We start from the raw sequence: 15,682 nt of genomic DNA, 5'->3' as shown, positions 1-15,682 counted from the left end.
GTACCCCCCCGGAGGGCAGTGGCACGGCGCCTGCCGCGCCCGGTGATACTGCGACTGCTCCGACTACCGGTGGTGGTGCTGCCTCCGGGCCGAGCGATGGCGGATCTGATATCGACTTGCCCGCGACCGGCGGGACGACGCCCGGCTCCACTGACGACGAAGGGGCCGTGACCGATCCGACCAGTGGCGGCACTTCGGATCCCACGCATGAAAACCCTGCCATCGATCCGCCCGTGAGCGGTGGTACGCCGCCCGAGCCCACGGATGGTGGTGCTGTCATTACCGATCCGGCTGGAGAGGGTGAGGTATTACAGCCGGTCATGGGTATTGTCCTGAGTCCGATCGCCGAAGACGACCTCATCAATGCTGCCGAAGCCGATGGCTTCATTACGCTTTCCGGAAGTGCCACCGGTGATGCCCGTCCGGGCGATCCCGTATCGCTGACGATCGGCGGCACTACGCTTGTCACCACACTGAACGATGATCTGGCCTTCTCACTGCGCGTGCCGGGTACGCAGCTGGTAGACCACCGGGTAGTGACCGCCACGGTCACCCATGCCGCTGCCAACGGCTCGGTGACTTCCACCCTCACCAGAAACTACGACGTGGATCTGCAGGCTCCCGAGGTTTCGATCAGCCTTGAGCCGATTACCGGCGATAATCTGATCAATGCAGTCGAGGCCGGTGCGTCCTTTACCATTGTCGGCAGCGTCGGCGGCGACGTGATGGCAGGAGATACCGTTGCCATTACCCTGGGAGGTCGGGCCTTTTTCAGCACGGTCGGGGATGACCTGACCTTTGGCATCACTGTGCCGGGTATCGCACTGGCCGACAGCGCCGATCATTCCGTGCTGGCGATAGTCAGCAAGGTTGATGCCGCCGGCAATACCGGCACGGCTACAGCCTCGCAATCTTATACCCTCGACACGGCATCGCCGGAACTGGTGATCACGCTCGACACCATCGCCGGTGATGAAGTCATCAACGCCGAAGAAGCCGGGCAGTCGATCCCGGTCACCGGCACGGTCAGCGGCGAATATGCCGCCGGCGATCGCGTCACCCTGACGGTCGGTGATCAGCTCTACACCGGTGCGCTTAATGCCGATGGCAGCTTCGCGATCAACGTGCCCGGCAGCCAGCTGGCGCAGAATGGCGCGCTCCAGGCCTCCGTCAGTCATACCGATGCGGCGGGCAATGTGGGCGCGGCGAATACCGCGGTCAGCTACGGCGTCGATATTGATGCGCCGGAAGTCACTATCTCGCTGGATACGATTGCCGGCGACGATGTGATCAACGCCGCCGAGGCGGGGCAGGACGTTGCGATCACCGGCACCGCCGGCGGTGACGCCGTGCCCGGCGATACGGTTACGGTTAATGTCGGCGGTCAGAACTACACCACGGTCGTCGGCCAGAACGGCGCGTTCAGCGTTGCCGTCGCTGGTTCGGTACTGGCCGCAGTTAGTGCAGGCAAAGTCTCGGCGTCTGTCTCGCATACCGATGCGGCGGGGAATATCGGCAGCGCGACGATCTCGCGTGACTACAGCGTCGACACCACACCGCCGCAGCTGTCGATCACGCTCGACACCCTGGCCGGTGACGATGTCATCAACGCCGAAGAAGCCGGGCAATCGATCCCGGTGACCGGCACGGTCAGCGGTGAGTACGCTGCCGGCGATCTCGTCACCCTGACGGTCGGTGATCAGAGCTATACCGGCGCAGTCAACGCTGACGGCAGCTTCGCGATTAACGTACCGGGCAGTCAGCTGGTACAGAACGGTTCGCTCCAGGCGTCCGTCAGCCATACCGATGCAGCGGGTAACGTGGGTGCGGCGAATGCCGCGGTCAGCTATGGCGTCGATGTTGATGCGCCGATCGTGACGATCAGTCTCGATACCATCGCCGGCGATGATGTGATCAACGCCGCCGAAGCGGGCGAGCAGATCAATCTGACGGGTTCAGTGGGTGGCGACGCCGTGCCCGGCGATACGGTCACCGTCTCGGTCGGTGGCCAGAGCTATGTTGCCACCGTCGGCCAGGACGGCGCGTTCAGCGTTGCCGTCGCCGGTTCGGTAATGGCGGCGGCTGGAACCAACAGCATCGCTGCTTCGGTTAGCCATACTGATGTCGCCGGCAATGTCGGCAGTGCCACCACCTCGCGTGACTACAGCGTCGACACCACGCCGCCGGCGCTGAGCATCCAGCTCGATACCATCGCCGACGACAATATCGTCAATGCCGAAGAAGCCGGGCAATCGGTCCCGGTGACCGGCACGGTCAGCGGCGAATACGCCGCCGGCGATCTCGTCACCCTGACGGTCGGTGATCAGGTCTATACCGGTGCGGTCAACGCTGATGGCAGCTTCGCGATCAACGTACCGGGCGGCCAGCTGGCGCAGCACGATTCGTTCCAGGCGTCCGTCAGTCACACCGACGCGGCGGGCAACGTCGGCGCGGTCAATACGGCGATCAGCTACGGCGTCGATACCGACGTGCCGGAAGTCTCCATCAGCCTCGACACGATTGCCGGCGATGACGTGCTCAATGCTGCGGAAGCGGGGCAGGACGTTGCGATCACCGGCACCGCCGGCGGCGAAGCCGTGCCGGGTGACACGGTCACGGTTAACGTCGGTGGCCAGAGCTATACCACGGCTGTCGGGCAGCATGGCGCGTTCAGCATCGCCGTGGCAGGTAGCGTGCTGGACGCGGCCGGAACCAACAGCATCGCTGCTTCGGTCAGCCACACTGACGCCGCCGGCAACGTTGGGTCGGCAACGACCTCGCGCGACTACAGCGTCGACACCACGCCGCCGGCGCTGAGCATTCAGCTCGATACGCTGGCCGGCGACAATATCGTCAACGCCGAAGAGGCGAACCAGACCATTCCGGTGACCGGCTCGGTCGGCGGCGAATACGTTGCCGGGGACCTCGTCACCCTGACGGTCGGTGATCAGCTCTACACCGGCGCGGTTAATGCCGATGGCAGCTTCGCGATCAACGTACCGGGCAGCCAGCTGGCACAGAATGGTTCGATTGAGGCCTCCGTCAGTCATACCGATGCGGCGGGCAACGTTGGCGTGGCCAATACTGCGGCCAGCTACGGCGTCGATGTTGATGCGCCGATCGTGACGATCAGTCTCGATACCATCGCCGGCGACGACGTCATTAATGCTGCGGAAGCGGGGCAGGACGTTGCGATCACCGGCACCGCCGGTGGTGACGCCGTGCCAGGTGATACCGTCACCGTCTCGGTCGGTGGCCAGAGCTACACCACCACCGTCGGCCAGAACGGCGCGTTCAGCGTTGCCGTCGCCGGTTCTGTACTGGCTACGGCCGGCACCAACAGCGTCTCAGCCTCGGTCAGTCATACCGATGCGGCCGGCAATGTCGGCAGTGCCACCACCAGCCGTGACTACAGCGTCGACACCACACCGCCGCAGCTGGCGATCACGCTCGACACCCTGACCGGTGACAATATCGTCAACGCCGAAGAGGCGGGGCAGACGATCCTGGTGACCGGCTCAGTCAGCGGCGAGTATGTCGCCGGCAATCTCGTTAGCCTGACGGTCGGTGATCAGGTCTATACTGGCGCGGTCAATGCCGATGGCCGCTTCGCCATCACCGTACCGGGCAGCCAGCTGGCACTGAACGGCTCGCTCCAGGCGTCCGTCAGTCATACCGACGCGGCGGGGAATATCGGGTCCGTTAATGTTGCGGCCAGCTACGGCATCGATGTTGATGCGCCGATCGTGACGATCAGTCTCGATACCATCGCCGGCGATGACGTCATCAATGCCGCCGAGGCAGGGCGGGACGTCGCGATCTCCGGCACCGCCAGTGGCGACGCCGTGCCCGGCGATACGGTCACCGTCTCGGTCGGCGATCAGAGCTATGTCGCCACCGTCGGCCAGAACGGCGCGTTCAGTGTCGCCGTCGCCGGTTCCATATTGGCTACGGCCGGCACCGACCGGGTCAGTGCCTCGGTCAGCCACACCGATGCCGCCGGCAACGTCGGCAGTGCCACCACCTCGCGCGACTATAGCGTCGACAACACGCCCCCGGCGCTGAGCATCCAGCTCGATATGCTGGCGAGCGACAATATCGTCAACGCCGAAGAAGCGGGTCAGCCGATCCCGGTGACCGGCTCGGTCGGCGGTGAATACGCCGCCGGCGACCTCGTCACCCTGACGGTGGGCAGCCAAAGCTACACCGGCGCGGTTAATGCTGATGGTTCCTTCTCCATTGCCATTCCCGGCAGCCAGTTGGCGCAGAACGGTTCGCTCCAGGCCTCCGTCAGTCATACCGACGCGGCAGGCAACGTCGGCGCGGCCAACATCGCGGCCAGCTACTCGGTGGATACCGATGCGCCTGAAGTCACGATCACGCTGGATACGATTGCCGGCGATGACGTCATCAACGCCGCCGAGGCTGGCGAGCAGGTCACTCTGACGGGGTCAGTGGGTGGCGATGCCGTGCCGGGTGACACGGTTACGGTTAACGTCGGCGGTCAGAACTACACCGCGATGGTCGGACAGAATGGTGCGTTCAGTGTCGCCGTCGCCGGTTCGGTCCTGGCTGCCAGCGGCGCCAACAGTATTTCAGCCTCGGTCAGCCACACCGATGTTGCCGGCAACACCGGGTCAGCCAGCACCAGCCGTGACTACAGCGTCGACACCACGCCGCCGGCGCTGAACATCCAGCTCGACACCCTGGCGAGCGACAATATCGTCAATGCCGAAGAGGCGGGGCAGATGATCCCGGTGACCGGCTCGGTCAGCGGCGAATACGCCGCCGGCGATCTCGTCACTCTGACGGTCGGTGATCAGGTCTACACCGGCGCGGTGAATGCCGATGGCTCCTTCTCCATTGCCATTCCCGGCAGCCAGTTGGCGCAGAACGGTTCGTTCCAGGCCTCCGTCAGTCATACCGATGCGGCAGGCAACGTGGGCGCGACCAACACCGCAGCCAGCTACTCGGTGGATATCGACGCACCGGAAGTCTCGATCTTGCTGGATACGGTCGCCGGCGATGACGTGCTCAACGCCGCCGAAGCGGGCGAGCAGATCACTCTGACGGGGTCAGTGGGTGGCTATGCCGTGCCCGGCGATACGGTCACCGTCTCGATCGGCGGCCAGAGCTACACCGCGGTTGTCGGCCAGAACGGTGCGTTCAGCGTTGCCGTTGCCGGTTCGGTGCTGGCTACGGCCGGCACCGACCGGGTCAGTGCCTCGGTCAGCCACACCGATGCCGCCGGCAATATCGGCTCAGCCAGCACCAGCCGTGATTACAGCGTCGACACCGCGCCGCCGGCGCTGAGCATTCAGCTCGCTACCCTGGCCGGCGACGATGTGCTCAACGCCGACGAGGCGAATCAGACCATTCCGATCACCGGCGCGGTCAATGCCGACGGCTCTTTCGCGATCAACGTACCGGGCAGCCAGCTGGTACAGCACGGTTCGCTCCAGGCCTCCGTCAGTCATGCCGATGCGGCGGGCAATGTCGGCGCGGCCAACATCGCGGCCAGCTACTCGGTGGATACCGACGCGCCTGAAGTCTCCATCAGCCTCGATACCATCGCCGGCGATGACGTGCTCAACGCCGCCGAGGCGGGCCGTGACGTTGCCATTACCGGTACCGCCGGTGGTGATGTCGTGCCCGGCGATACCGTGACCGTCTCGGTCGGCGGCCAGAACTACACCACCACCGTCGGCCAGGACGGCGCGTTCGGTGTTGTGGTCCCGGGCAGTGTCCTGGCGAATGCCGGTACCGGTAGTGTTACTGCTGGCGTGATTCATGTGGATGCCGCCGGTAACAGCGGTCGTGCAACCACCGCGCGCCACTATGGCATCGATATTCTGGCGCCTGAGGCGGTCGCTGACACCGAGGCCACCGAACAGGATGTGGCGCTGACGGTCGAAGTGGAGCGTGGCGTACTGGCCAATGACAGCGACGCCGACAGCCCGGCGGACACGCTGCGGGTTATTGCCATCAATGACAGTGCCACCGGTGTCGGTCAGGCCGTCAGCGGCAGCCATGGGGGCAGCTTCATCCTGGCGGGTGATGGCAGCTATCGCTTTGAACCGGGCAGTGCCTTCGCGGCTCTTCCGGCCGGAGAGACGGCCACGACGGCGATCGCCTATACGGTCAGCGACGGGCAGGGCAACAGCTCGACTTCAACCCTGACCGTGACCGTCACCGGCACCAATGACCTGCCTCTGATTACCGGTCAGGCCGGGGGTGACGTCACCGAAATGGCCGTTACGGCGCCAGTGGGGGGCGCCGGACACGAGACGATACACGGCAGCGGCTCGCTGGCCGGGGTACTGTCCGGACTGCTCGACCTTGACCTGTTGCCGAATACGGTAGTGCCCGGCGTCGGAACGCTGGGCGTACTCTCCGTTGAGGCGAATGGCAGTTTCGATTACCGCGTGGAGCGCGCCAGTCTCGGCACTCTGCTGGAGGGCGAAGTTCGGGTCGAGGTGTTCGAATTCACCGATGCTGCCGGTCATCAGCACGCGATTACGGTGGATCTGGTGGGCACCGCTGAAGGGGCGGTGATCGGGCAGCCGATCGTGGATGCACTGCTCCCGCAGACGCTGCATCTGAGCGGCGAACTGGCTGCCGAAGTCGGCGTGACACTGGCTCCCGGTGCGGCCGTGCCGGCGCTCGGCACGCTGGGCACACTGACGATCGCGGCGGATGGCCGCTTTGCCTATCAGCTGGCCGGTGCCAGCGCGCCGGCACTGGCTCGCGGCGAGGTGAAGGCCGAAGTCTTTACCTGGACCGATAACGCCGGCACCCGTCATACCCTGACCCTCAATCTGGTGGGGACCGGCGGTGTGCCGATTCCGGTCGATCCGAATGCCGGCACCGGGGGCAGCAGCGATCACGCGGATACCGAGTCGGCGATGCTGACCACCGGCGGCACGCTGAATGTGGCCGACATCGATACCGGTGAGAGTGTCTTCCTGCCGGACAGTGTCGAAGCGGCCGAAGGCACCCTGGGCACACTGACGATCACGCCTGACGGGCAGTGGGCCTACAGCGTGGCCAACGACCGCGTGCGCTATCTCGATGCCGATGAGACGAAGCAGGAGAGCTTCACGGTCAGAACCGCCGACGGTACTTCGCAGACCATTACGGTGACCGTTCATGGCATCAATACCCCGGCCGTGATCACCGGTCAGAACAGCGGGGTGGTGACCGAGTTCGTGGAGTCGAATGAGGCATCGACAGCGGGCTCCGTGGTAACGGGACTCGGTGGGCTGCTGGGCAGCCTGCTCGAGGTGGCGCTGCTGCCGGCCACGGTCGTCACCGGGCCGGACACGCTGGGGCTGCTTTCGGTCAGTGTCTCGGGCGATCTCGACTATCGCCTCGACAGGAGTCTTTTGCCGACCCTGGCCGAGGGTGAGGTTCGGGTCGAATTGTTCAGCGTCACCGATGCCCGCGGCGAATCGCATGCCGTGAGTGTCGAGCTGACAGGGTCCGCTGACGGTGTGCGAATCGGGCAGCCGGTCCTGGATGGGCTGCTTTCGCAGAGCGGTCTGCTGGGGGCCGGGGTGGGCATCGAGCTTGATCCGACCACCCTGCTGGCCGGAGAGGGCACGCTCGGTACGCTCTCCCTGGATGCCTCGGGGGCCTGGCTCTACAGCGTCCAGGCCGAGGCCACGGTCGATCTGGCGAGCGGAGCGACCCGCCAGGAGCGCTTCACCGTGGCGGATACGCTGGGTAACCTGCATACCCTCGTGATCGACCTGCTCGGCACCGGCGGTACGGCGATCGTGCAGTCGCCGGGCGAGGGCGGGACGACCCTGGTGACCAGCGGCACCCTGACCGTCACGGATGCCGATGCCGGTGAGTCGGCCTTCGATCCGGCCAGCGTGACGCCGGCGCCGGACACCCTTGGCCAGCTTTCGCTGAGTGCCGATGGCCACTGGACCTACAGCGTGGCCAACAGTGCCATTGCCTATCTGGGGGCGGGCGAGACGAAGACCGAACACTTCACGGTCGCCACGCGCGATGGCACGAGCGAAACGATCACCGTCACCGTGGTGGGTCGCAACAGCGCAACGGTTGCGGTCGCCGATACCGGCACGATCGATGAAGACAGCGTGCTGAGCATGGATGCGGCGAGCGGGGTACTGGTCAATGACCTCGATCCGGATGCCAGTGCCGAGCTGACGGTCAGTGCGGTCAATGGTGTCGGCACCGCGGTCGGACAGATCGTGGCGGGCAGTCATGGCGGTACCTTCGTACTCAATGGCGATGGCAGCTACCGCTTTGATCCGGGCAGTGATTTTCAGGCGCTGGCGGAGGGCAGTCAGCAGTCCACCTCGATCCGCTACAGTGTCAGTGACGGCCAGGGCAGCATGACCACCAGTACCCTGACCGTGACGGTGGAAGGGCGTGTCGATGCGCCGGTCGTGGCGGTGGTCGAGCACTCGCTGGGCAGTGCCGATACCGGACTGCTGGATGTGTCGCTGGGATTGAGTGCCGGAATCTATACCGGTGGCGCTGCCACCCTGACCGGAGCGCTCGGCTCGCTGGTCGATGGCCTGGGCGGCACGGTAGGAGGGCTGGGCACCGTGGTCGGCGGTCTGGGGGATGTGCTCGGCGGCAGGGGATCGCTGCTGGGCGGACTGGTCGGCGGTCTCGGTGATGTCGTGGCAGGAACGGGAGATACCGTCAGCAGGGTCGGCGCTGCGGTCGGTGATATCGACCTGCTCGCCGGGCTGACGCCATCGGCCACGCTGACCGTTGATGCCGGGATCGGTACCTCCCTCGCCGCCGGTGATGCCTACGCCGTACAGGGGCTGGTCTATCTCGAAGCCGGCCACAGCTACACCTTTACCGGATCGACCCGGGGGGCAGCGCTGCTCTCCGTGGGCGGTGAAGCGCTGCTGGCCAGCCCGGCGATCGAGGGTAACTACCATTCAACGGCCTTCACGCCGAGCGCCAGCGGTTATTATCCGCTCGAGCTCTATGTCGGCAACACTGGCAGCTCGGCCAGCACGCTGTCGCTCGGGGTCAGTCTCGATGGCGGCACTGCGCTCGCGCTGTCGGCGGCCAACTTCGGGCTCTATACCGACCTCGGGGCGCTGCTTTCGCTGCAGCAGCCCTGCTCGCCGCTGACGATGACCGAGGCGGGTGTCAGCTACTACCCGATCCGCGAGGATCAGGGCATGAGCGGGACACGGATCGAGTTGGGCACCCCGGTGGCCTCGCTCAAGGATACGATCGGCCACGAAACCCTGTCGTTGAGCATCAGTGCGCTGCCGGCCGGCAGCGTGCTCAGTGACGGCGCCGGACACCGCTCGGTAGTCACGGGCGAGGGCGACCCGGTCATACTCGATGGCTGGGCGCTGGAGAGCCTCAGGCTGCTGCCCCCGGCCGACTTTGTCGGCATCATTCCGGCGGTCTATACCGCCACGGCCATCGGCGTGGCCGGCGGCACGGCCTCCGCGTCGGTAACACAGAACGTGGTGGTCTTCGATGCCACGCCGACCACCGGCACCGTGACCGAGGATCAGTCACCGCAGACACTGGGCAGCGAGGGTCTGCTGCTGCTGGTGGATGGCCACAATCAGCAGATCGCCCTCGATCCGGCCAGCGTCAGCCCGGCGCAGGGCAACCTGGGCAGTCTGACCATTGATGCCGGCGGACACTGGCAGTATAGCGTGGCCAATGCGGCCACCCAGGCGCTCGGCGCCGAACAGGTACGGGTGGATCGCTTCACGGTAACCGCCGCCGACGGCAGCCAGCGCACCATCAGCGTCACCGTCAATGGCGTCAATGATGCGCCGAGCGCTGTCGCGGACAGCGCCGCCGTCAGTGGCCGGGGTGAACAGAAGGTGGTTTATCTCTCGACCAGCGCGGGGGTACTGGAAAGCTGGAACCTGACCACCGGCGCTCAGACCAGCCTCACCATGAAGACGGCCAGCGGTGGTTCGGTGCCGACGCTGGGCGATATTGCCCAGAGCGCCACCGCCGGTCGGCTTTACGGCGTCAGCTATTCCGGCACCGCCAACGCCACCGTCCTTTACAGCATCAACGCCGGTACCGGCGTGGCGACATCGCTGGGTACCCTGGCCGGTACGCTCGGGCTGTCGGCGCTGACCCTGATGCCCGGCGGCCAGCTGCTGGCGGCGAGCTACACCAACAACAGCCTGTATCAGATCAATCCGGTCAACCTGCAGGTCACCCGGGTTGCCAGCAATACCTTCCTCTCCGGCGGCGACCTCAAGTATGTCGGCGGCCATCTCTATGGCTCGGATCAGAGCGGCAGGGTCCATGAAATTGCGACCAACAGCGATGGCACGATCAGAACCAGCGGCGGTAACGCCACCACGACGCCGGTTGCCACCATGTCGGCCCAGGTCTACGGACTGGGCGAGGATGCCAGCGGCCGGCTGCTGATCATCACCACCGATAACCGAGCCACGCCAATGGACGTGGAGACCCGCGTGCTGGGGGCACCGACGGCACTGACCGCGCTGGGCAGTGGGACGCTCTACGGCACTGCTGGCGAGGTGGATGTGGCAACGGCGGGGACACCGAGTGCCAGCGGCAACCTGCTCGGCAACGATCGCGATGTCGACAGTGGCGATGTACTGAGCATCACCGCAGTCGCCAACGCCACGGCGGGCAGCGCCGCGGCAGTGGCCGGTGCTGCCACGGTGATCCAGGGCGTCTACGGCACGCTGACGCTGGCCGCCGATGGCAGCTATACCTACACACTCGACGCCGGGCGGCCGGCCAGCCGCAGTCTGTTCGGTGGCAAGAGCGCCGACGATACCTTCAGCTATACCATCAGCGACGGTCATGGCGGTACCGCCACGGCCACGCTGGCGGTACACGTGACCGGCAGTGCGCATGACAGTGTGCCGACCGCCGCCGATTTCTCGGTGGCGCTGACCGCGACCAGTGTCAAGAACGATGTGGTCTACATCGACCTTGCCGCCAGCGGCCGGCTTCATGACAGCGAGAGCGGCACCGACCTGGGCGTGATCATCACGGCCCTGCCCACCCATGGCGCGCTCTACTCCGGCACTACCGCCGTGACCGCGGCTGACGTGCTGGCGGGCAAGGTGTTCGATGCCCATACGCTGACCTACAACCCTGCTGATCAGAAGGCTACCTTGCTGGGCTTCCTGCCACTGGGGGATCCCGGGCCCAGGAGCGACGCCTTCAGCTTTGCCACCGTGGATGGCAGCGGCCAGCACAGCGAAAGCCATACCGTGACACTCAACAGTCCGTCCCTGCTGGGTATCGGTGCCGGTGCCTCGGTCAATGTCGTCTCCGGCAGCAATATTGCGGGCACGACCGGCGACGACCTGGAACTCGGCACCTCCGGCAACGACATCCTGACCGGCGGCGACGGCAATGATCTGCTGTTCGGCCATGGCGGGAATGACACCCTGAAAGGCGATAGTGGCAGCGATCGGCTCCATGGCGGTGCCGGCAACGACACCCTCTTCGGAGGCAGCGGGGACGACTGCCTCGAAGGCGGTGCCGGCAACGACATCCTGACCGGCGGCGCGGGCAGCGACACCTTCGCCTGGATGCGCGGCGACGAGGGCACGGCCGCCAGCCCGGCGATCGATCGCATCACCGATTTCACCCGTGGCAGCGGCGGGGATGTCATCGATCTCTCCGATATGCTCGATCTGGGCTCCGGCAATGCCGATCTGGCGGCGCAGTATCTCCACTTCTCCTCGGGCGATACGGCCGGTGCCGGCGTGGGCGGGACCAGCTCGACCCTGGAAGTCAAGACGGAAGGCCCCGCAGGGCCGGTGACCCAGAAGATCGTGTTCGGTGGCGTTGATCTCACCAGTCTCGGCGGTTCGGATACCGAAATCATCAGATCACTGATCGATACCGGCAACCTCAAGACGCACCTGGATGGCTGAGCGACACCCGACGGGCAGGGCAAAGCGCCAGTAAGGTCGCATCTGCCCTGTCTGATTGCGGCTTTGCGAACGGCCCGGTGGGGTTACCGTGCCGGGCAACAGGTATCTTCAAAACGGCAGGCAAGGAGAGCGACTTGGCGGAAGATCCTACGCCCTTACGCCCTGATCCCATCGGCGATCGCGAGCGCGACCCGCTGCTGGCCTCGCTGGTGTTTCTCGCCCGTTATCACGGTGAGCCCCGCTCCGAGGAGGTGATCGCCGATGGACTGCCGCTGGACAACGGCCGTCTGACGCTGGCGCTGGTGCCTCGTGCGGCACAGCGCGCCGGACTTTCGGCCAGGCTGGTCAGCCAGCAGCTCGATCGGGTACCCGATCTGCTGCTGCCCTGTATCGTACTGCTGCCCGAGCGCCGCGCGGTGGTGCTGCTTGCACGTGATGTCGAGAATCACCAGGCCACCATCTATGTACCCGAGGCGGATGGTACCCAGACCATCACGCTCGAGGCGCTGGCGGATCGGGCAACCGGGCAGGTGATCTATGTCCGCCGCGAGCACCGTTTTGACGAGCGGGCGCCCGAAACGGTCAGTCTGGCGGAGGGGCACTGGTTCTGGTCGACGCTCAGGCTCTCCAGCTCGATCTATCGTGACGCCCTGATCGCTTCGGTGCTGATCAACCTGTTCGCGCTGGCAGCGCCGCTGTTCACCATGAACGTCTACGACAAGGTGGTGCCCAACCTGGCCTTCAACACCCTCTGGGTACTGGCAAGCGGCATGGGCATCGTGGTGGCGTTCGATCTGCTGGTCCGCCAGGTGCGGGCGTACTTTCTCGATACCGCCGGCAAGAAGTCGGAGATCCTGCTGGCCTCGAAGATCTTCGCCAAGACCATGAACCTGCGCATGGATGCCCGGCCGGCCTCGGTCGGTGCCTTCGTCAAGCATCTGCAGGAGTTCGACTCGGTCCGCGATTTCTTCACCTCGATGACCATGACCACCCTGATCGATCTGCCCTTTGCGCTCTTCTTTCTGGTGGTGGTGTGGATCGTGGCCGGCCCGCTGGTGTGGATACCGATCATCGCGCTGCTGATTCTGCTGGCCTACAGCATCATCATCCAGTGGCCGCTCAAGCGCTCGATCGAGCTCGGTTCGCGACTGGCCACCGAGAAGCATGCCCGGCTGGTGGAGAGTGTCTCCGGGCTGGAAAGCCTCAAGCTGGCCAATGCCCAGGGCGAGACCCAGCGCCACTATGAGCGCGCGGCCGGCGAGATCGCCAAATGGGGCGTGCGCAGCCGCAACCTGTCGACGTCGGTCTCCTCCCTGACCACCAGCGTCAGTCAGCTCTCCACCGTGGCGCTGGTGGTTTTCGGCGTCTATCAGATCAGCCATGCCGCGCTGTCGATGGGCGGGCTGATTGCAGCGGTGATGCTGACCGGACGGGCGCTGCAGCCGATGGCGCAGATGGCGCTGTTGATCACCCGTTTCGGCCAGACGCGCAGCGCCATGGCCGCGATCGAGCAGATCATGGCGCTGCCCGAGGAGGTCGAGCCGGAGAAGCACTATGTCCACCGCGAGCGGCTCAGCATGCAGCTCGAATTCGACCATGTCGGCTTTCGCTACAACCCCGAAGCGCCGATGGCGCTCGCCGATGTCTCGCTGAGCGTGTCGCCCGGTGAGCGGGTCGCGATCATCGGCCGCATCGGTTCCGGCAAGAGTACCCTGCAGCGGCTGATGACCGGTCTCTACCGCGCCACCGAGGGCAGCGTGCGCGTTGACGGGGTCGATCTCAATCAGCTGCATCCGGCGGATGTGCGTCGTCACATCGGCCACGCCGGCCAGGACAGTGCCCTCTTTTTCGGCTCGGTGCGCGACAACATCGTGCTCGGCCATCAGCACGCCAGTGAAGCCGCCATCGAGCGGGCGGCCGATCTGGCCGGCGTGACCGAGTTTACCCGGCGCGACCCCGACGGGCTGGATCGCCAGGTCGGCGAGGGCGGCCGGCTGCTCTCCAGCGGGCAGCGGCAGGCGGTCATCCTTGCCCGGGCGCTGCTGGGCAGCGCGCCGCTACTGCTGCTCGACGAGCCCGGTGCCCACATGGACAACCGCGCCGAATACCGATTGCGTCGCATGCTGATGGAGCTGCCGCGCAGCCAGACCCTGGTACTGATTACCCACAAGAGTTCGATGCTGGAGGTGGTCGAGCGCGTGATCGTGGTCGATGGCGGTCGGGTGATTGCCGATGGCCCCAAGCAGAACGTGCTCAAGGCGCTCAACGAAGGGCGTATCCACGCGACCACGGCGGACCAGCCGGGCAGCGGGTCCGATGTGCCGCAGCCCGCACAGGCACCGGCAGCACGGGAGGCGCGTCATGGCACGCATGGCTGAGCGGCGCAGGCGTTCCAGGCTGTCTCGCCAGGAAACGGAGTTGGTGGATGACGCCAGTGCCGCCATGCTGCTGGCCACCCCCTGGCGTTCACGGGTGCTCCTGTGGGTGCTGCTGGCGGTACTGGTCAGTTTCCTGGTCTGGGCGTCGCTGGCCCGGATCGAGATCGTGGCGCGGGGCACCGGCCAGGTCGTGCCCTCCACGCGGCTTCAGACCATTCAGAACCTGGAAGGCGGCATCATCCGCGATATCTATATCCAGGAGGGGGATGTGGTGGCCCCCGGGCAGCCCCTGGCCCGGATCGACCCCACCCGGGCGAGCTCCGATCTGGCCGAGCGCGAATCGACGCTGGCCGGAATGCGGGCGTCGATCGCCCAGTATCACGCCGAACTGGCCTCGGTCGGCATCGCTACCGGCGCCGACGCCTGGCAGGACCAGGTCACGGTCGAGCATCAGCCGCTGGATCTCGGCGAGAACTTCAGGGAGCACAATGGCGAGCTCTATCAGGCCGCCCGCTCGGCCTATGAGGCCAGGCTCTCGGGGCTCGAGACCCAGCTCAGCCAGGCCGGTCAGGTCATCCGCCAGCGGGCCGAGGAGCTGCGCGAGCTCAAGGGACGGGCCGCCAGCCTGGCCAGCAGTCTGGCGCTGCTGCAGAAGCAGCTCGATATCACCACCCCGCTGGTGAAGGAGGGCGTGGTCTCACGAATGGATCTGTTGCAGATCCAGCGCGAGGTCAACGACAAGCGCGGTGAGCTGCAGTCGACCCGGCTGTCGATTCCCGCCAAGCAGGCCGAATACGGCCAGGCGATCAGCAAGCGCAACGATCTGGCCTCCCAGTTCCGCTCGCGGGCCGCGGATGCGCTCAACGAGGTGCAGGGCAAGCTGGAGAGTCTCCAGCAGGGGCGTACCAGCCTGCAGGATCGGGTCGATCGCACGCTGGTGACGTCGCCGGTGCAGGGCATCGTGCGCTCGATCAACGTCAACACCATCGGCGGGGTGGTCGATCCCGGCGCCAGCCTGATGGAGATCGTGCCGATCGAGGATCAGCTGCAGGTCGAGGCCCGGGTACAGCCGCGGGACATCGGCTTCATTCACCAGGGCCAGCCTGCCACGGTCAAGCTGTCGGCCTATGACTTTACCGTCTACGGCGGTCTCAGGGGCACGGTGACCCGCATCAGTCCCGACACGGTGCAGGACCAGGAGGGCAACAGCTTCTACGAGATCACCGTGCGCACGCAGAGCAACCATCTGGGCAGCGACGCCAGTCCGCTGCCGATCATTCCGGGGATGCAGGCCACGGTGGATGTGCTGACCGGTGAGCAGACGGTACTCCAGTACCTGCTCAAGCCGATTCTGAGAGCACAGCAGGGCGCGCTGCGCGAGCGCTGACAGCCATCAGG

3 protein-coding genes are annotated in these 15,682 nt (G+C 65.7%); all 3 read left to right on the top strand.

All coding sequences use genetic code 11. The annotated features are described in order from the left end of the window. Positions 1-167 precede the first annotated feature (167 nt). The gene (locus C7446_RS04350) at positions 168-11,906 is read left to right on the top strand and encodes an Ig-like domain-containing protein (protein ID WP_147408722.1); all 11,739 of its coding nucleotides are present in this window, start codon (positions 168-170) and stop codon (positions 11,904-11,906) included. 134 nt (positions 11,907-12,040) lie between these two features. After that, entirely contained in the window at positions 12,041-14,284 is a 2,244-nt protein-coding gene (locus C7446_RS04345) for a type I secretion system permease/ATPase (RefSeq protein ID WP_211327851.1), read from the top strand. Then, complete coding sequence (locus tag C7446_RS04340; protein ID WP_170149998.1) at positions 14,268-15,671, top strand: HlyD family type I secretion periplasmic adaptor subunit; 1,404 nt, start codon at positions 14,268-14,270, stop codon at positions 15,669-15,671. Before C7446_RS04345 ends, C7446_RS04340 begins: the two co-directional genes overlap by 17 nt. Positions 15,672-15,682: the final 11 nt, after the last annotated feature.

The organism is Kushneria sinocarnis, from assembly GCF_003633775.1.
GTDB classification, from domain to species: domain Bacteria; phylum Pseudomonadota; class Gammaproteobacteria; order Pseudomonadales; family Halomonadaceae; genus Kushneria; species Kushneria sinocarnis.
This window is presented reverse-complemented; position numbering and strand designations above follow the sequence as displayed.

Coding starts and splice junctions, on each gene's coding strand:
- C7446_RS04340 (WP_170149998.1), top strand. CDS start 14,268: ATGGCACGCATGGCTGAGCGGCGCAGGCGTTCCAGGCTGTCTCGCCAG.